Origin of the sequence: Kitasatospora sp. NPDC092286 (genome assembly GCF_044755565.1) — a bacterium.
Classification (GTDB): Bacteria; Actinomycetota; Actinomycetes; order Streptomycetales; family Streptomycetaceae; genus Kitasatospora.
The window spans coordinates 135,404-152,971 of sequence record NZ_JBIVRD010000022.1 but is presented as its reverse complement, the minus strand read 5'-3'; the positions used below and the strand labels follow the sequence as shown (position 1 = coordinate 152,971).

Genomic DNA, 17,568 nt, shown 5'->3' with positions numbered 1-17,568 from the left:
AGGCCCCACTTTCATGCCCGGCCGACCAGAAGATCACCCGACCGAGTCGGCAGACTCGAACTCACGCCCACCAGGATCGATAGAGCAACGGCTAGTGACGCCAGACGGCGCGGCAGCCAACGGACCTGCTCGCCGGCCGAGAGGTTCACGACAGTCCCGGCATGCTCGTACTTGATGTAGTCGGTGACCGGCTCCGAGATGATCCGGGCACGCCTGACCGTCACTCCCTGGCTGACCTTCTCGGAGATCGCCTCGGCCCAGGGCTTCCAGTACTCGCCTTCCGGATCAACGTCCCTCTGGCCAGAGGACAGCCAGTTGGCGAAGTCTTCCGCCTCGTCCTCAACGCCGTAGGCGTCGCGCATCTCAAGGTGCACGGCAGAGACCCGGGCAGCCTTCAGCAGCTCATCGAAGTTGGGAGCGCTCTGCGTCATCGCAAGCCTTCCTCAAGACCGGAATCATCCGGAACGGAATCCTGATCACCGACTCGTCGTCGGGGATCGTGTTGTCGTGGTCGGGCCCGTGGCCGGCGGCATGGATCTCCGCCAGCTTCTTGGTACTGGGGTCCCACCCCTGGAGCAAGATCTCTCGCTCGTCCTCATCGACCCAGGCGGTAGGGCTTCCCGACTTCCCCGTGTCCGGATCGATACCTACGAGCCGTACTGGCATTGCCACCCCTCCTGTCACTTTGCTTGCGTGATCTTGCATGGCTGCGCGTGACCCATCGTGGCGCGCACATGCACCGCCCGTCAGGACATCGGCGAAGTTGGGGGCCACGGTGCCCGATAGTCACGTGACCAACGGGTGACCAACAGCGGTCCCGAACAACCCGAAACAGGCAGGATGCACCAGGAAGGAAGACCGTCAACTCTGCGGCGTGTCAAGGACGTTTCCGCCGGCCAGAGGCAACCACACCAGATCTGCGCTCATGGCTCCCCCATACCGGGACGACACGGCCCATCGACGGTACGTCAGTGGCCCGCCGCTGACCAGCGACGGGCCACTGACGGAAGCCGCTCAGACTTCGACGGTGGCGGCGAACTCCACGAACGCCCGCCAGGCCGCCGGGGCGAACGCCAGCTGCGGACCGCTCTTGTCCTTCGAATCACGCACATGGACGGTACCGGGCACCTCGGCAACCTCGACGCAGGTGCCGCCTTCGTTACCGCTATAGCTGCTCTTGAACCATGCCAGTTCCGTACTCACTGCTCCCCCCATCCCTGGGACAACGCGGACGGCTCGACGGTACGCCAACGGCCCGCCGCTGACCAGCGACGGGCCGTTGGGGAGCCTCAGATCGAGGCAGCGGCGGCGAACTCCACGAACGCCTTCCACGCGGCCGGCTCGAACGCCAGCTGCGGACCGCTCTTGTCCTTCGAATCACGCACATGAACGGTACCGGGCACCTCGGCGACCTCAACGCACTCGCCACCGTCGTTGCTGCTGTAGCTGCTCTTGCGCCACGCGACCTCGACGCAGGCGCCACCGTCGTTGCCGCTGTAGCTGCTCTTGAACCACGCCAGTTCCGTGCTCACTGCTCCCCCATCCCTGGGACAACGCGGACGGCTCGACGGTACGCCAACGGCCCGCCGCTGACCAGCGGCGAGCCGTTGGGGAGCCTCAGATCGAGGCAGCGGCGGCGAACTCCACGAACGCCTTCCACGCGGCCGGCTCGAACGCCAGCTGCGGACCGCTCTTGTCCTTCGAATCACGCACATGAACGGTACCGGGCGCCTCGGCAACCTCGACGCAGTCGCCGCCCTCGTTGCTGCTGTAGCTGCTCTTGAACCATGCCAGCTTCATGCTCATCGTTCTCCCAGCATCTTCTCGATCAAGGCCAGGGACTCCTGCGGAGTGTGGGCCTGCGCCCTGAGGGTGCCGTACCGTGCGTTCATGATACGGACTTCGTCCTGATCGGTGATCAGCCTACTGCTCGTCTGAACCTCGATGTAGCCGGTCTGCGACCGGCCCTTGGGGGTGAAGAGCTTGAACGAGCCGCCCATGCCCGCGTGCTCGGTCCTGTCCAGGGGCAAGACCTGGATCACCATGCCACGTGTCTGTCCGACCTCGAGCAGTCGGCGGAGCTGGCCCGCGTGCACGCCCCACCCACCCAGAGGCCTCTGGAGCACGCTCTCGTCGATCACCCAACTGAACATCGCCCGGGGCCATCGCGTGAGGATCTCCTGCCGGGCCATCCGAGCGGCGACCCGCATCTCGATCACTTCTTCCGACAGCAGCGGCTGCCGCATCTCGTACAGCGCCCGAGCATGAGCTTCGGTCTGGAGAAGGCCCGGGATCAGCAGCGTGCTGAAGTCGTGGATCTCGATGGCCTCCGCCTCCAGCCCCGCATAGTCCCGGAACCACGCGGGGTGCCGCACCCGCGCCTTGGCCTTGGCGCGGAGGACGTCGTCCTTCACGCTGCTCAACAGGCCTCTCGCATCGAGGAGTTTGTCCGCCGAGTCCAGCAACTCCGGCTGAGGGGTTCGTCTCCCGCGCTCCACCGAGCCGATCAGGGCTTCGCCGTAGCCGACGTGGTCGGCCAGCTGCTTCTGCGTCAGGCCGGCCTGCTCCCGGAGCAGTTTGATCTGCTTGCCGATCGCCCGGTAGAAGTCCGAAACCTCCCCGAGGTCCTCCGTCAACTCCGGCCGCGCCTCGCCGCTCTCGCCGCCACCACGCACTCCGCCCACTGCGATCACCCCGTACCTTGCGTCCGATTCAGGTCACGCCCGCCAAGCAAGACAAGCAACCGTGCGCACTCGCACAAGCACGTACCGTACTCACCTGCGGCATGGTCAGGGTACTTCCAACCCGGCAGGCTTTGTCTCATGAAGTCCGAAATTCCCCTCGACATCGCGACTCCACGCACCCACACCACCCAACTCCCCGCCTCCCCCAAGGGCGCTGCGGTCTGCCGACGCATCGCCAGACACCAGCTCACCTCCTGGCGCCTGGATGCCACCGCCACCGAGCCGTTCCACGCCGCGCTCCTGATCATCGCGGAGTTCGCGGCCAACGCGTGCACCCACGGGCGGCTCCCGGGGCGGAGGTTCGAACTCTCCCTCACCCTCACCACCACCCCCAAGGGCGGCACCGTCCTCCGGATCGAGGTGTCCGACTGCCGGGGCGACCGCCTCCCCGTCATCCCGACGACCTGCACCGCCAACTCCCAGACCGGGCGTGGCCTGACCCTGGTCGACGCGCTCGCCGACCGCTGGGGCACCATCCCCCGCCTGCCGAACGCGAAGACGGTCTGGGCCGAGCTCGACCTCCCCGCCCACGCCCCCCATGCCGCCTGAGCGCCCCCTCACGCCCAGCGCCGTCGGCGCCTTCACCCTTCTCCCGCTGACCCTCCTCCTCGCTCTCACGGCCTGGGTCTACCCGGCCGCTCCCCACCGACTCCCCGACCCCGTCCCCCGCATCCAGACCCTCACCACCGTCCCTCCAACCCCAAGCCCAGCCCCACCCCCAACTCCCAACCCCTGAAACCGGACCGGGAAGTCGGCCCCACCGACTTCCCATTCCTCTCCCCCCAGATACACCGAGCTCGGCCGGGCCGGCCCCTGATCAGTCGATGAACGGGTCCTCGATCACCTGGACGAGAATCCGGCTCTGGGCGCCCTCGGGGTCGGGGCTGGACAGTCCGGCCATGGTCACCAGCGCCTTCCACAGCGCCCACCCCCGCGCCCGTCGCCAGGTGTCGTCGGGGAGGTCGACGGCCTCCCGGAATGCTCTCCGCTCGTCACCGACGAAGAACGTCCACGCCATGACGAGGTCGCAGGCGGGATCGCCGACGCCGCAGGTGCCGAAGTCGATGACCGCGGACAGCTTTCCGTCGGTGGTGAGCAGGTTGCCGACGGCGACGTCACCATGGAACCAGGCCGGCGGGAACGGCCAGGCCGATTCCAGCGCGCTCGCCCAAATGGCCTGGCACGCCGCGACATCGACGACATCCTTGAGCCGGTCGAGCGCGCACTCGACCTGGTCGCCGTAGACGCCGGGGTGGCAGCCCCGGCCACAGGAGTGACCGCCGCCGGCCGGGCCCTGCTCTGCGGGGACGTTCCGGAGGGCGGTCAGAAACGCCCCGAGGTCGCGCGCCAGCCGCATCCGGTCAAGGCCCGTGGCGGCCTCGACCGTCTCTCCCGGCAACCAGCGCCGCACCGACCACGGAAACGGATAGCCCGCCGCCGGGCGACCGGTCGCGACCGGTACCGGTACGGGTATCGACAGGTGCTCCGCCAGGACGGGCAGCCAGCGGTCCTCCTTCTCGACGCCGGCCACGTAGCCCTCGGCGCTGGGCAGGCGCACGGCCAGCTGCTCGCCGAGCCTGAAGGTCCGGTTGTCCCAGCCCTGACGGACCACCGGCCGGACCGGAAGGTCACCCCACTCGGGGAACTGTTCGGAGACCAGAGTGCGTACGAGCTCGACGCTGATGTCAGTCACGGTGCCAGTCTGCGTGATCCTCCGGACGATGCCCGCACGATTTTTCGCGCAGCGGCCCGAAGCGGCCCTGGCCGTGCCACCCATCCCCTGGACCGGGCGTGCCGAGCTCACCGCCCGGAGGTCAGCCGCCCGCTTTGAGTGCGTCCAAGTGCCGCCGCACTACCCGCTGGAGCAGCTCCGGCGGGTAACGGTCCGGTCGTAGCGTCGCCTGCATCGTGAGTCCGTCGAGGAGGGCGGCCAGTCGCGTGCTCTCCAGTTCGATGTCCAGGCCGCCCGGCAGCCCGCCGGCGCGCCGGGCTTCGTACAGCACACGGGACAGCAGGGCGTGCATGCCGTCCTGCATCTCGGCCGCACAGGGCCGGAGTTCGGGGCGGGTGTGTGCCGCGGCGGTGAAGGCGAGCCAGAGTGCGACCTCCTGGCGGCGGACCTCGTCCAGGGGAAGGAACTCGGCCAGGAGTTCCTCCGTCACGGCCCGCCGGTCGGTGGCGCCGTCGGGGGCGAGAAGCCGCTCGGCGTGCGCGCGGACGCGGTCGCCGATGCGCTGACCGAGCTCGCGCATCGTGAAGGTCATCAACTCCTCGTGGTCGGCGAAGTAGTGGCGGACCGAGCCGATGGCGAGTCCGGCTTCGTCGGCGACGTTGCGCAGCGACGCGTGTTCCAGCCCGTGCCGGGCGGCCACGGACAGGACGGCCTGCGCCACTGATCTGCGGCGGGCGACGGGATCGACGATCTTGGGCACATTGCCGTTATAGCACGGTCGGGCTAACATCTTTTTAGCTCGGCCCTGCCATAAAGATGGGTGGTACGTGCGTGAACCCCTGGCTGCTCACCGCGATCGTCGCGGTGGTCGTGACCGCGGTCGTGATCAAACGGCTGACCGGCGAACCGGTCAACGCGAGGGACCTCTTCGCGGCCCCGGTGATCCTGACCGGGATCGGCATCCTGTCCCTGACCAAGGCGAAGGACCTGACCGGCACCGACCTCATCTGGGTCATCACCGGCAGCGCCCTCGGTGCGGTACTCGGCGCACTCCGCGGGGCCACCGTCCAACTCCTCGAAAGGGAAGGCGTCCTGTGGCAGCGCTACACCGGCCGGACCTTCCTCGCCGTGATCGGCACCCTGGCGGTCACGGCCGGCTTCGGCGCCCTGGCGGCGAAGCTGGGCATGCACGAGAACGCACGCCCCGTCCAGCTCTCCATCGGGGTGAGCTTCCTCGGCGAGTCCCTGATGATCGGCCACCGCGGCCTGACCTCCGGCATCCCCTTCGCCCCGGCGCGCCCCCGCTGACCCGTTGCCATGCCCCGTACCCGTCCAACCCTCCGCCCGACCTCGATGAGCGCCCCTGATAGAACCGTGCCATGACCTATCGGTTCACCGCCCGGGCCGCCGCTGCGGATACGGACCCCGACAGCTACTTCGCCGAGGCCGGCCTCGCCGAGCACGCGGACGGCAGCGGCTTCATCCTGCTGTTCATGTCCGGCGAAGAAGAGCCGGACGAGCAGGACATCGCCCTGGGATTCGACACCCACTGCCTGGTCACGGCCGATCAGGGGACCGCGTACGGATGTGTGCGCGAAGTCGTGCTGACCGGGAACGTCCTCCGGGTGAGCCTGGACCCCTCGGACCTGGCCGCCCTGGGGCTGGACGACCCCGAGATCGAGGCCACCATCGAGGCGCCGGCCGAGGACCTCGCCCGGTTCCGCGAGGTCCTCCCGGAGGTCCTGGCCTACGGACGGGCCGACGCCCTGCCCACGCGCGTCGTCGTCTGACGGCCATACCCACCCTCGCCCCCGTCCGCCCTTACCGAAGCCGGTCGCTCTGCGGGTCGAAAACGAGTGGAACGGCGAGAACGACTACACCACCCGCCCCGGTAACCGGGGACGATGCCGCGGCCGCGCATCGGGCCCCGGCACGATGCTGGTGGAATTCGAACTCTGTCGTTTCGCCCCGTCTCTGGTCAGGCGGGGCGAAGCACTTCGAGGCGGCTGGTGCGGGTGCGGGCCCGGGGTGTGTCGGTGAGCCAGGGCTCTCGTGGGCGACGGCCCGGCCCACGAGAGCCCACGTCAACTCGTCCCGAGCTGACGTGACGCCGCCTCCAGCGTCTGGGCAAGGAGCACGGCGATGGTCATGGGGCCGACACCTCCGGGGACGGGGGTGATCAGACTTGCCCGGTTCCTGGCGGTCTCGAAGTCCACGTCCCCGACGTTGCCCGGGTTGTATCCCGCATCAATCACCACCGCACCGGGCTTGATGTCCGCGCCGGTAATGAAACGCGGCCGTCCAACCGCGGCGAGCAGGATGTCGGCCTCCCGAACGATCGCGGACAGATTGGTGGTACGCGAGTGACAGTACGTCACCGTGGCATCGCGTCCCAACAGGAGCATGCCTGCGGGCTTGCCCAGGATCGCGCTGCGTCCTACCACGACCGCGTGCTTCCCGGCGAGGTCCACGTCGTACTCCTCCAGCAGACGCATGATTCCTCCGGGGGTGCAGGACACGAAGCCCGGAAGGCCGAAGCCCATCGCCGCGAAGGAATGCATGGTCACCCCGTCGACGTCCTTGTCCGGAGCGATCGCTTCGAAGGCGGCGCGTTCGTCGATGTGTGCACCCACGGGGTGTTGCAGCAGGATGCCGTGCACGCCGGCGTCCTGGGAGAGGTCGGTGACGGCTTCGATCAGGCCGCTGGTGCTGATCGAGGCGGGCAGGGCCACGTGCCGTGACGTGATGCCCGACTTCTCGCACCGGGCTCGCTTCATTCGGACGTAGGTCACCGAAGCCGGATCTTCTCCGACCAACACGGTAGCCAGGCACGGGGCGGTCCCGGTGCGTCGGCGGAGGTCTGCGGCAGCCGCGGTGCTGCTCTCGATGATGCGGCGGGCAAGACCGGTGCCGTCCATCAGGCGAGCTGTCTCTGTCCAAGCCACGTGCCACTCCTGAGCCTCACGGTGAGTCGCCCAGGCGCACGGCATCGACAGAGTGCCAGGCCGCTCCCCGGTGGTACTCCACCTCAGCGCCAGTCACGGCCCGGCCCTCACTTTAGCGGACAGGGCCCGGCGTTCGAGGTCGTCACGAGCAGGACCGTCAACGGTTGAGGCTGCCGAGCGGCCGTCGCCATGAAATCCGCTCGACCTGGTTACCTCGTTCAAGAGAGCCTACGGGCACGGAGTTCCTCGTCCACCACCGCGATCGGCCCGGCTCCGAGGGGCTGCGCGAGGAACTGCTGGAAGAGCACTGGGCCTACATGGACCGGTACGCGACGGAGATGATCGCCCGCGGCCCGACCCTTTCCAGCGACGGCGGCACGCCCACCGGCAGCGTGCACATCGTCGACCTGCCGGATTCCGCCGCCGCCCGCGCGTTCGCCTTCGACGAGAGGAGGAGCAGCCGGCCACCAGGACCGCCGCGGTGAACGCCGCGGCGGCGCGGAGGCGGCTGCGTCTGCTGGACGCCATGGGTTCCCCTCGGGTGCTCGTGCTCGCCCCTGCTCGGGTGGCGCACGGCTGCTCGGCTGCCGCGCGCCTGCTCGGGGCCGCGCGGCACGACGGACCGGGACGCTCCCACGATCCGTTCCCCGGACGGGAACCTCAACCGGGGTGGGCTGTTCGGCCGCCGCACGCTGTGGTCGTTGGTCAAGCGGGCCCCGGGAATCGCCGATGACGAGAACGGAATCCCTCGGGGAAGGAGCGCTTCCCCGTATGTCAGCTCACCCTTTCCGACACGGAGGACAACCTCATGGGTTCGTTTGATCTGACCGGGCGCGTGGCCCTGGTGACCGGCGCGACCAGCGGCATCGGTGCCGCCACCGCGGCGCTGCTGGCGCAGCGGGGAGCGCATGTACTGGTCGCCGGCCGCGACGGCTCCCGCGGCGAGTCCGTGGTCGCCGCCATCCGCGCCGGCGGCGGCAGCGCCGACTTCGTCGCCGCCGATCTGCGCGAGGCGCGGCTGGTGCGGCAACTGGCCCGGCAAGTCGTGGACCTGGGCGGCGGCCGGGCCGACATCCTGGTGAACAACGCGGGCGTCTACCCGTTCGGGCCCACCGAGAAGGCGGCGGAGAGCGAGGTCGACACCGTCTACGCGCTGAATGTGAAGGCGCCGTTCCACCTGGTGGCGGAACTCGCGCCGGCGATGGCCGAACGGGGCCACGGTGCGATCGTCAATGTGAGCACCATGGTCGCCGCGTACGGGGCCGCGGGCATGGCCCTGTACGGGTCGAGCAAGGCGGCCGTCGAACTGCTGACCAAGGCGTGGGCCGCGGAGTACGGCCCGCGCGGGGTGCGGGTCAACGCCGTCCGCCCCGGGCCGGTGCGCACCGAGGGCACGGCCGGCATGGGCGAGGAGCTCGGCGCGCTGGCCTCCCAGGCCCCGGCCGGCCGACCGGCCGAACCGGAGGAGATCGCCGAAGCGATCGCCTACCTGGCCAGCGACGCGGCGAGCTTCGTCCACGGCGCCGTACTGCCCGTGGACGGCGGCCGCACGGCCGTCTGACTCCCTCCGGCCTGCCGGGCGGCTCCCCGGCCGTACGACACCGGCTCGGAGGCGTCCGGCAGGACACCGCGTCACCGGCCCCATCGTTGACGGACAGGTACCGGCCGTTCTCGGCACCGGCTGAGCAGGCGCCACAGTCCCTCGCACTCACCGTCCGCAGCAGCTGCCGACGGGAACCCTGCCCCCGGCCCCGGCCCCGTGGTCATCGGTGGAGCTCGTCTCCCCGCACGATCCGCAGGCCCGCTTCAGCCACAAGCCCAGCAAGGCCGAGCGGGTCGGCTACAACCGTCCGAGCCGGTGGTCATCGGCGCGCCCGGCTGTCTGCTCACCCCGTGCCCGCTGCGGCAGCCGGATGCGCTTCGCAGCAGCGCCGCGTTCCTCGCTGCTCGTTCAGGCCACGGCCGAGGCCGGCTCGGGGCGGTCGGCCGGCGGACCAGGAAGTCGGACCCGCCGACTTCCCACTCCGAGCCACGCGGCGCTGACCTGGGCAACCGCGACGGTCTTGCCGCCGTGGTCGCGGATCAGCTCTGGAGCAGCATGCCGAGCCTCGGGCCGCCGCGGCGGTGCAGGCGGCGCAGGAAGGAGAGCACCCCGGCGGTGCCGACGGCCCAGGCTGCGGACTCGGTGGCGGGGTTGCCGCCGGGGAAGACCGGAGAGCCCACCGGGCCGCCGCCGCGGGTCAGGATCAAGCCGGCGATCTCCTCGGCGGCGTGCCAGTGCTGTTCGTCCCCGGTGGTCAGGGCCAGGTCGATCAGGAGTTCCCCGACGCCCGCGAGGCCGCAGCACTGGACGACCAGGCCCATCCTCGGGGCGAGCGCGCGGCAGGCGGCCGCCGCTTCGGTGGCCAGGGTGACGTACCCGTCCTCGCCGTAGTGGCGGCCCGCCTGGACGAGCACCGTGCCGATGCCGGCCAGGCCCCGGCACCAGGAGCCGTAGCGGCGGGTGGCCCCGGGGTGGGCGGCGGCTTCGACGAGGCGCGGGATGTCGTCGGCGAGGGCGTCGACGATGCGGCGCGCGGCGGCCTCGGGCCCGGCGTCAGGCAGGGCGCCGGACGGGGCATCGGACAGGGCATCGGGCAGGGCATCGGGCAGGGCGAGGAGGAAGTGGGCGAGGCCGGCCCGGCCGTGTGCGAAGCCCTCGGCGAGTGCCGCGGTGCCGGGGTTGGGCGTCTCCCGGGGCCCGGCGGGAGGGCCGGTGACCAGACGGTGGGCGCACGCCGCCGCCACCGCGAGGTGCCGCTCCGCCTCCCCGGCGCGGCCGGCCGCGCGCGCCCGTTCGGCCAGCAGCAGCCGGCCGGTGCCGATGCCGGCCGCTCCGGCGGTCTGGTCCGTCGGGCAGCCGTCGGCCGGGTGCCATTCCACGAAGGCCGGCGGAGCGGTACCCAGCAGATCGGCCGCGTGGGCGAGAAAGAGGTCGACGCCCGTCCGGCCTTCGTAGAGAGCGGGGTTGAGGCGGCCGAGTGCGGGGTGGGCGGCCGTCCAGCGCGCCAGCGAGGCGGCGGCGGCGCGGGCGTCCGGGCGCTCGGCGTGCTGCAGCAGTTCGAGGCCGAGGCCGGCGCCGCCGTCGTAGAACGAGAGCAGGACGCGCGGCTCCCCGCCCCGGGGGTCGGCGGCGACCAGCTCGCGGGCCATCCGCACGCAGTCGGTGACCGTGTGGTCGACGAGGTCGCCGAGCAGCCCGGCGGTGACGCGGGGCGGGCGGACCGAGGCGCGGACGGGCAGCCTCCCGCCGCCCCGCAGCGCCGCCGCGGCGGCCGTGCGCTCCTCCGCGTCGAAGCTCAGCAGGCCCACCACCAGTGCGGCCGCCGGATGGTGGGGATCGGAGAGCACGCCGGTGAGGCAGGCCAGGGTGCGGTCGCGGTTGGTCGCGTGGTCCGGGTCGATCACGACCGGGTCGAGACCGGTGAGCGCGTAGTGCAGCGTCGCCCCCAACGCGTAGTAGTCGTCGGCGGGTTGGGCGTCCAGCGCGCCGGGCAGCCCGTAGCCCGGGGTCGCCCCGCCGGGGCGCTCGCCGTCGAGGGCGCTGACCCCGAAGTCCACCAGCGAACACCCGCCCGACGCGTCCGGCACGACGTTCGCGGGCTTCAGGTCGCACATCACCACGCCGTGCGCGTGCACCGCGTCCAGCACCCGCACCAGGCCGCGCGCCAGCGACCACCAGTCACGCCCGCGGCCGTCCCCGCCGCCGGTGGAAGCGTCGTACGGACCGGATTCGAGCACGTCCCGGCGCAGGTCGCGCGGCCCGCAGCCGCTGCTCACCAGGTACTCGTCCGCGCCGTGCCGGAAGTAGTCGACCAGTTGCGGCACCCCGGGCACACCCGCCAGCGCGGCCAGCACCCGGCGCTCGTGCCGGAGGCGGCCACGCGCGTCGATGCCGGCGGCGTCCTCGGCCACGAAGGCCCGCGCCTGCTTGACCACCAGCTCCCGCCCGGTGGCGGCCTCGACCGCGCGGTACACATGGCCGTTCGGCGAGCGGGTGATCCCGGCGGTGATCCGGTAGCGGCCGTCGCCGACCCGGGTGGTCGCCGGCCGAGCGGCGGGGTACGGGGCGAACGGGTCGCTCACCCACGGTGGTTGGCGGTACCTGGCCTCGGCCAGGCCGGGAAACGTCCGCCCGTCCGGGCCGGCCATGGTGAGCGCCGAGTCGCCGGCGGCGACCCGGAACAGGCCGTAGCGGTAGTAGACCGGAGCGTCCGCCCGCACCTGCCGGTCGCTGACCACCCTCGGCCCGTCCCAGCCGGCCAGCGCGTTCGCCAACTCCGTTCCGATCGAGAACACTTCACCCTCGGGCGGGTACACCGTGACCGCCTTGCCGACGGCGGCCGCGGCGCGCAGCCCGGAGTTCAGCTCGCGCAGCACGGCGACGCCGGCGGCGAACTTGGCGTCGCAGGTGCGGCGGAGCAGGACCGGGAGCACCAGGTCGAGCAGCCGGGGGAACTGGTCGGGGCGGGCCGAGACATGCAGCTTCCAGCCGTGGGCGAGCACCGGCATGTCCGGGTCGTGCAGGTACAACCAGTCGTCATCGCAATGCAGTTGACGCCGCACGCCGGGCTCGGACGCCACCAGGGCCGCGATCCGTTCCCGCAGGGCCTCGGCCGTACCCGGGTCCGGCTGTGCGCCCGCCGGTGCTGTTGACGGCACTCGTCCTCCACTCCCCCCGGTCCGGCCCGGCGCGCTCCGCACACCGCGCGGGTGACCGCCGCACGGTCGCCCGCGCGGCGGTCACCCGGTGGCCCCGGTGTCCCCGGTGGCCATGTGCGCGGCGAAGGTCAGGAGTTCACCGCACAGTCGAACCGTGTCGGAACGTAGGTGACGAACGGGTCGGCGAGACACGCCGCCGGAGCGAGGTCCGCGTCGAACTCGTCCTCGAACGCGATCACCTCGTCGTCGATGTCCAGCAGGCCGGCGTCGCGGATGTCCAGTACCAGTGCACTCATGGGTGGTTCCTCCCATTCACCTTGGCTGATCCCTTGCGGAGCGCCCATGCTAGCCATCCCCATGGGTGCGCAATAGAGATGTGACAACGCGACGTTGGCGCCTCACGGCAGTGAATTTCCAAGCAGGGCCCGCGCGGTCCGTGCGGTCACCTCGTTGTGCGGCGGCCCGCCCGGGAGATCAGCAGGGCGGCGATCAGGGCGAGGCCGTTGAAGACGTCCGGCACCCAGGAGGGCGCGCCCATCATCGTCAGCCCCGAGATACCGATGCCCAGCGTCAGGACCGCCAGGACGGTGCCGCCGACGTTGAGATGGCCGCGCGGGGAGACCACCGCGCCGAGGAAGACGGCGGCGATCGAGCCCAGCATCACCGCCGAGCCGCCGTCGGGGCCGGCCGACTGGAGGCGGGCGGTGTTCAGCACCCCGGCCACCGCGGCGACGAACGCGCCGGTCATCAGCCCGGCCGTGACATACCGCGAGGTCCGGATGCCGACCAGTTCGGCGGCCTCCCGGCCCGTCCCGCTGGCGCGCATCCGCCGGCCGAACGGGGTGCGGGAGATCAGATAGCCGAGCAGACCGGCGATCGCGGCGGCGTACAGCACCATCAGCGGGATGCCCGCGACGGTGGAGGCCACCGCGTCGTTGAAGCCGTTCGGGATGGACTTGTAGAGCGTCAGCCCGCCCGTGACCAGCTGGGCGAAGCCGGTGAGCAGCGTGGTCACGGCCAGGGTGGCGATGAAGGAGTTGATCCGCCCGCGCACGATCAGCAGCGCGTTGAGCGCCCCGGCGGCCAGGCCGGAGGCGAGGCCGAGGCCGACCGCCGGGAGGGTGGACCAGCCCTGGCCGTACGCCCAGGCGGTGAGGACGCCGCTCATGGTCATCACGGCGCCGATCGAGATGTCGATCTCGCCGACGGTCGCCGAGATCATCGCCGAGATGCCGACGACCACGGTGACGGACTGGGCGTAGAGGATCGCCCGGACGTTGGTGCCGGTGTCGAACTGGCCGTGCCGGGCGATCGAGAAGAAGACCACGAAGGCGAGCAGCAGCCCGGCCAGCGACCACTGGGCCGCCAGCCGCAGGGCGGTCCTGGACCGGACGGACGGGGCGGACGGGCCGGAAGGGGCAGAAGGGGCGGACGAAGTAGACGGGGCGGACGGGGCAGCGGCCTGCGCGCTCATGCGGCGGTGCCTTTCTGGGCTGCGGAGCCGGCGGCGGGAGCACCGGCCGAGGCGGTGATGGCGTGGAAGAGCTCGGCGCGCCCGGTGCCGGCCATCGGGACGGTGGCGGTGACCCGGCCCCGGTCCAGGACGACGACCCGGTCGGCGAGGTCCATCAGCTCGTCCAGGTCGGAGGTGGCGAGCAGCACGGCGACGCCGTCCTCGCTGAGCCGCCGCACGACCCGGGCGATGCCCTCCCGGGCGCCGATGTCGATGCCCTGGCTCGGCTCGTCGAGGACCAGGACGCGGGGCGCGAGCCGGACGGCGCGGGCGAGCGCGACCTTCTGCTGGTTGCCGCCGCTGAGCGAGCGGACGTCGGCCTCGGGGTCGCCGGGGCGGATGTCGAACTCCTCGATCAGCCGCCGCGCCTCGGCGCGCTCCCGGGCGCCGCTGACGGCCCAGCGCCCGCTGACCGGGCGCAGGTCGCCGAGGGTGAGGTTCTCCCGGACGGTGAGGTCGAGGATCACGCCCTGGAGGTGGCGGTTCTGCGGCACGCTGACGATCCCGGCGGCGATCGCGTCGGCGGCCGAGCGGAAGGTCCGGGGTCGCCCGTCGACCTCGACCGCGCCGCCGGCGGGGCGCTGGGAGCCCCCGACGATCCGGGCGAGTTCGCTGCGCCCACAGCCGACCAGGCCGGTGACGCCGAGCACCTCGCCGGGGTGGAGCTCCAGGTCGACGCCGTGCAGCCGGGCACCGCGCAGGCCCCGGACGGCCAGCACCGGCTCCCCCGCGGCCGGGGACGGCGCGGCGGTGTCGACGGGGGCCGGCGGGCGGCCCGTCATGTCCTCCACCAGCCGGGCGACGGTCAGGCCCTGATTGGGCCGGTCGGCCACCAGGCGCCCGTCGCGCAGGACGAGGATCTGGTCGGCGACCTCCAGCACCTCCTCCAGCCGGTGCGAGATCAGCACCACGCTCGCGCCGCGCTCGGCGATCCGCCGGACGGCCGTGTACAGCCGGGCCACGTCGTCCGCGGCGAGGGCGGCGGTCGGCTCGTCCAGGAAGACGACGGGCGTCGCGCCCACGTCGCCGAAGACCCGGGCGACGGCCAGCATGCCGCGCTGCGAGGCGGGCAGGTCGGCCACATGGGCTCCGGCGGGCGCGGCCACCGCGAAGGCGTCCAGGAGTTCGGCGGCGCGGGCCGCCTCGGCCCGCCGGTTGACGGGCGCGAGCGCCGGGCGGCGCTCGCGCAGGGTGAGCGCCAGGTTGTCGGCGACGGTCAACTCCTCGACCAGGCCGAGGTCCTGGTGGAGGAAGCGCAGCCCGGCGGCGCGGGCCCGGTCGGGGGTGAGGGGCAGGGCCAAGGGCTCGCCGTGGACGGCCAGTTCGCCGCCGTCCGGGGCGTGGACGCCCGCCAGGACCTTCACCAGGGTGGACTTGCCGGAGCCGTTCTCGCCGAGCAGCGCGGTGACGGCGCCGGGGCGCAGCGCGAAGGTGAGGTCGCGCAGCACCCGGTTGGCGCCGAAGGACTTGCTCAGCCCGCGGACCTCCAGCGCGGCGGCGCTCCCGGCCCCGGCCGGGGCGGTCGGGGCATCACTTGGCGCGGCGCTCGGGGCGGCGCTCGGGGCCCGGCTCACTTCACACCCCACAACTTGCGGTAGTGGCCCGCGTAGTCGTAGCCGCCGTCGAAGCGCTCGCCCTCGGGCGGCAGGTTGTCCTTGGTGAGCAGGCGCAGCGGGACGCCGTCGTCCTTGGGCGGTTCGACGTTGTTGAAGATCCGGTTGAGGTCGTCGAAGGCCGCGTAGGTGGCCCAGCCGTACGAGGGCGCGACGTCGGCGATCTGGCCGGCGCCGGTGCGGATGAAGTTGAGGGTGGGCGCATCGCCCTCGTTGGAGATCTGCGGCACCTTGGCGGCCAGCCCGGCGGCGCGGATGGCGGGCACCGCGCTGATCGCGATGCCGTCGTACTCGTGCCAGAGGACGTTGAGTTCGGGGTGGCCCTGGACGAACGCGACGGCGGCCTGGCCGAGTTGGGGGGTGCCGTGGAGCCCGTCCGGGATCTGCTGGTCGGCGGCGACGGCGCCGCCGCCGTTCTGCGCGAACCAGTCCTTGATGCCCTGGATCTCCTGGCGGTTGGAGGAGTTGGGGGCGGTCCGGAAGAGGCCGAGCCGGGCGTCGCCACCGGTGGTGACGACGGCCTGGGCGGCGGTGATCCGGCCCTGGTCGTAGTAGTGGTAGTCGATGATGTGGCTGATGCCGGGGTTGCTGAGGTTGTAGTCGGTGGTGCCGAGGGTGAAGTCGATGTGCGGGACCTTGGCGGCGGCGATCTGGGCGAGTGCGGCGCTGTCGGCGTCGCCCTCGGTGACCATGGAGATCAGACCGTCCGGCTTGAGCTGGAGGGCCTGGGTGACGCCCGCGTTGAAGTCCTTGCTGACGTCGACGGCGACGAACTTCCAGCCGAGCGAGTCGGCGATCTTCCTGGCCGTCTCCACCACGTAGGTGTTGGTCTCGGAGAAGGTCCAGCGGTTGAGGTAGACGATGGTCTTGCCGGGGGCGACCGGCGGCGAGTCGGCCGGGCCGTTCCAGGTGGCGGTCCGGGTGAGGTAGGGCGCCAGGAACGCCTTGGCGGCGTCCACGGCGGCCTGGTTCTTGACGGCGCCCGGCGGGGCGGAGCCGGCTCCGGCGGCGGGGCCGTGGTCGGGCCGGGCGCAGGCGGTGGCGGCCAGGGCGGTGGCGGCGGCGAGCGCGGCGGCGGTGAGTACGCGGTGGCTGGGCATGGTGGCGGGTCCTCAGGCGTGAAGGGCGGGTGCGGCGGCGGGCGTCGCGGCGGGAGCAGCAGGGTCGGCGTGGTCGGCGGGGTCGGCGTGGTCCAGGTCGAGCAGCGGGAAGAGCAGGTCGGCGACCCGGTGGGCCTCCTCGATCAGCGGGAAGCCGGAGAGGATGAACGACTCGACGCCCGCCGCGCGGTACTCGCGGATCCGGGCGGCGACGTTCTCCGCGCTGCCGACCAGGTAGGTGCCGGAGGCCGGGGAGACCACGTCGAAGCCGAAGAGGCTGGGCCCGGTCCAGACGTTGGGGTGGACCTCCAGGTCGCGGACCTCCGGCAGCCGCCCGGCGCGCAGCGCGGCGAGCCGGCGCTCGACGGCCGGGTCCTCGGTGCGGAAGTCGTCGAGGGACCGGCCGCGCAGGTTCCACCCGGCGAGGTCCACGGCGGTGCGGTGGCCGGTGCGGTGGAGCAGGTCCTCGGCGGCGGCCCAGGCCTCGTCCTCGGTCTCCCGGACGATGATCTGGAACCGGGTGCCGTAGTTGAGGGTGCGGCCGAGCCTGGCTGCCTCGGCGCCGACCCGGCGGAACTTCTCGCCGAGCCGGGCGGGGGTGTCGGCGAAGCTGAGGTAGGTGTCCAGCAGCCCGACGGAGTGGGCGACTCCGGCGGGCGAGGTGCCCGCGCCCCAGAGCGGCACCGGCACCGGGTCGTTGGGCCAGGGCGAGAGCGGTCCCTCGTCGTCGGGCCGCGCGGCGAGCCGGACGTAGCGGCCCTCGTACGCCTGGTGCTCGCCCCGGTGGACCCGGCGGTAGGCGTCCCAGTACTCGGCGCTGAAGTCGTAGCGCTCGTCGTGCTCGTAGTGGACGCCGTACCCGGCCAGGGTGGCGTCCTGCCCGTTGACGACGTTGAAGAGGAGCCGGCCGCCGGAGAAACGCTGGAGGGTGTCGGCGATCTGGGCGAGCTTGGCCGGGGAGTGCAGGCCGGGGTAGACGGCGGGCAGGAAGCGCAGCCGCTCGGTGTCGCCGAGCAGGGCGGCGGTGACGGTCAGGCCGTCGTCGCGGCCGGTGCCGAGCAGGGCGCCGTAGTAGCCGAGCCGGTCGATGGTGCGGGCCAGCTCGCGCAGGTGGCCGAAGCCGGTGGGCCAGCGGCCGCTCTCCTCCCAGGGCAGCGGGCCGTCGGGGCTGGTCAGGTACCAGAGCAGGCGGACGCGGGCGTCGGGGGCGTCGGGGGCGGGGGTCATGCGGGGGCTCCCAGGGATCGGGGACGGGACCGGCGTCGGGCCGGGGCCGGGGT

The 17,568-nt window shown here is 72.1% G+C and carries 18 protein-coding genes, 2 pseudogenes and 1 riboswitch; of the genes and pseudogenes, 5 read left to right on the top strand and 15 right to left on the bottom strand.

The features are described from left to right. Positions 1–95: 95 nt before the first annotated feature. The 6 genes and pseudogenes from ACIQIB_RS23010 to ACIQIB_RS22985 all read right to left on the bottom strand — a co-directional run. Positions 96–431: pseudogene (locus ACIQIB_RS23010) on the bottom strand (DUF6879 family protein); the annotation flags it as partial. After that, entirely contained in the window at positions 403–666 is a 264-nt protein-coding gene (locus tag ACIQIB_RS23005) for a hypothetical protein (protein ID WP_363604383.1), read from the bottom strand. The pseudogene ACIQIB_RS23010 and the gene ACIQIB_RS23005, both read right to left, overlap by 29 nt. Positions 667–1,014: 348 nt before the next feature. Further along, on the bottom strand, positions 1,015–1,203 hold the full coding sequence (locus tag ACIQIB_RS23000) for a DUF397 domain-containing protein (RefSeq protein WP_363604381.1): 189 nt from the start codon (positions 1,201–1,203) through the stop codon (positions 1,015–1,017). A gap of 86 nt (positions 1,204–1,289) precedes the next feature. After that, entirely contained in the window at positions 1,290–1,532 is a 243-nt protein-coding gene (locus ACIQIB_RS22995) for a DUF397 domain-containing protein (RefSeq protein ID WP_363604379.1), read from the bottom strand. Between the two features lie 85 nt (positions 1,533–1,617). Continuing rightward, positions 1,618–1,806: a DUF397 domain-containing protein gene (locus ACIQIB_RS22990; protein WP_400760176.1), complete on the bottom strand. Its 189-nt coding sequence runs from the start codon at positions 1,804–1,806 to the stop codon at positions 1,618–1,620. Then, entirely contained in the window at positions 1,803–2,693 is an 891-nt protein-coding gene (locus ACIQIB_RS22985; protein ID WP_363604377.1) for a helix-turn-helix transcriptional regulator, read from the bottom strand. The genes ACIQIB_RS22990 and ACIQIB_RS22985 overlap by 4 nt, the downstream gene beginning before the upstream one ends. Positions 2,694–2,822: 129 nt before the next feature. Here ACIQIB_RS22985 and ACIQIB_RS22980 point away from each other — a divergent pair, with 129 nt between their 5' ends. After that, positions 2,823–3,293, top strand: coding sequence for an ATP-binding protein (locus ACIQIB_RS22980; protein WP_400760174.1), 471 nt, complete (start codon positions 2,823–2,825; stop codon positions 3,291–3,293). 268 nt (positions 3,294–3,561) lie between these two features. On the opposite strand, the gene ACIQIB_RS22975 is transcribed toward ACIQIB_RS22980, so the two are convergent. Together ACIQIB_RS22975 and ACIQIB_RS22970 are read right to left on the bottom strand one after the other, a co-directional pair. After that, positions 3,562–4,437 (bottom strand): aminoglycoside phosphotransferase family protein, encoded by an 876-nt coding sequence (locus tag ACIQIB_RS22975; RefSeq protein ID WP_400760171.1) that lies wholly within the window; start codon positions 4,435–4,437, stop codon positions 3,562–3,564. A gap of 121 nt (positions 4,438–4,558) precedes the next feature. After that, positions 4,559–5,176, bottom strand: a complete 618-nt coding sequence (locus ACIQIB_RS22970) for a TetR/AcrR family transcriptional regulator (protein WP_400760169.1) — start codon at positions 5,174–5,176, stop codon at positions 4,559–4,561. Between the two features lie 71 nt (positions 5,177–5,247). Between ACIQIB_RS22970 and ACIQIB_RS22965 the strand changes: the two genes are divergently transcribed. After that, complete coding sequence (locus ACIQIB_RS22965; protein ID WP_400760167.1) at positions 5,248–5,724, top strand: DUF1453 domain-containing protein; 477 nt, start codon at positions 5,248–5,250, stop codon at positions 5,722–5,724. Between the two features lie 71 nt (positions 5,725–5,795). After that, positions 5,796–6,206 (top strand): Imm10 family immunity protein, encoded by a 411-nt coding sequence (locus ACIQIB_RS22960; protein WP_363604372.1) that lies wholly within the window; start codon positions 5,796–5,798, stop codon positions 6,204–6,206. A gap of 294 nt (positions 6,207–6,500) precedes the next feature. Here the strand turns inward: ACIQIB_RS22960 and ACIQIB_RS22955 are convergent, their stop codons facing one another. After that, positions 6,501–7,334, bottom strand: a complete 834-nt coding sequence (locus ACIQIB_RS22955; RefSeq protein WP_400760165.1) for a bifunctional 5,10-methylenetetrahydrofolate dehydrogenase/5,10-methenyltetrahydrofolate cyclohydrolase — start codon at positions 7,332–7,334, stop codon at positions 6,501–6,503. Positions 7,335–7,382: 48 nt separating this feature from the next. After that, positions 7,383–7,468, bottom strand: a riboswitch (ZMP/ZTP riboswitch). An 87-nt stretch (positions 7,469–7,555) separates the two neighbouring features. Here ACIQIB_RS22955 and ACIQIB_RS22950 point away from each other — a divergent pair. Further along, a pseudogene (locus ACIQIB_RS22950) lies at positions 7,556–7,810 on the top strand (YciI family protein); the annotation flags it as partial. Between the two features lie 359 nt (positions 7,811–8,169). After that, positions 8,170–8,922 (top strand): SDR family NAD(P)-dependent oxidoreductase, encoded by a 753-nt coding sequence (locus ACIQIB_RS22945; RefSeq protein WP_400760162.1) that lies wholly within the window; start codon positions 8,170–8,172, stop codon positions 8,920–8,922. Between the two features lie 521 nt (positions 8,923–9,443). On the opposite strand, the gene lanL is transcribed toward ACIQIB_RS22945, so the two are convergent. The 6 genes from lanL to ACIQIB_RS22915 all read right to left on the bottom strand — a co-directional run bounded on the left by lanL (position 9,444) and on the right by ACIQIB_RS22915 (position 17,515). Continuing rightward, positions 9,444–12,062, bottom strand: coding sequence for a class IV lanthionine synthetase LanL (gene lanL / locus ACIQIB_RS22940; RefSeq protein WP_400760160.1), 2,619 nt, complete (start codon positions 12,060–12,062; stop codon positions 9,444–9,446). Positions 12,063–12,190: 128 nt separating this feature from the next. Continuing rightward, positions 12,191–12,358, bottom strand: a complete 168-nt coding sequence (locus ACIQIB_RS22935; RefSeq protein ID WP_363604368.1) for an SflA family class IV lanthipeptide — start codon at positions 12,356–12,358, stop codon at positions 12,191–12,193. A gap of 146 nt (positions 12,359–12,504) precedes the next feature. After that, positions 12,505–13,536: an ABC transporter permease gene (locus ACIQIB_RS22930; protein ID WP_400760158.1), complete on the bottom strand. Its 1,032-nt coding sequence runs from the start codon at positions 13,534–13,536 to the stop codon at positions 12,505–12,507. Next, positions 13,533–15,149 (bottom strand): sugar ABC transporter ATP-binding protein, encoded by a 1,617-nt coding sequence (locus ACIQIB_RS22925; protein WP_400760155.1) that lies wholly within the window; start codon positions 15,147–15,149, stop codon positions 13,533–13,535. Before ACIQIB_RS22925 ends, ACIQIB_RS22930 begins: the two co-directional genes overlap by 4 nt. Further along, positions 15,146–16,288: a substrate-binding domain-containing protein gene (locus ACIQIB_RS22920; protein WP_363604362.1), complete on the bottom strand. Its 1,143-nt coding sequence runs from the start codon at positions 16,286–16,288 to the stop codon at positions 15,146–15,148. The genes ACIQIB_RS22925 and ACIQIB_RS22920 overlap by 4 nt, the downstream gene beginning before the upstream one ends. A gap of 12 nt (positions 16,289–16,300) precedes the next feature. Further along, entirely contained in the window at positions 16,301–17,515 is a 1,215-nt protein-coding gene (locus ACIQIB_RS22915; RefSeq protein ID WP_363604361.1) for an LLM class flavin-dependent oxidoreductase, read from the bottom strand. Positions 17,516–17,568 lie beyond the last annotated feature (53 nt).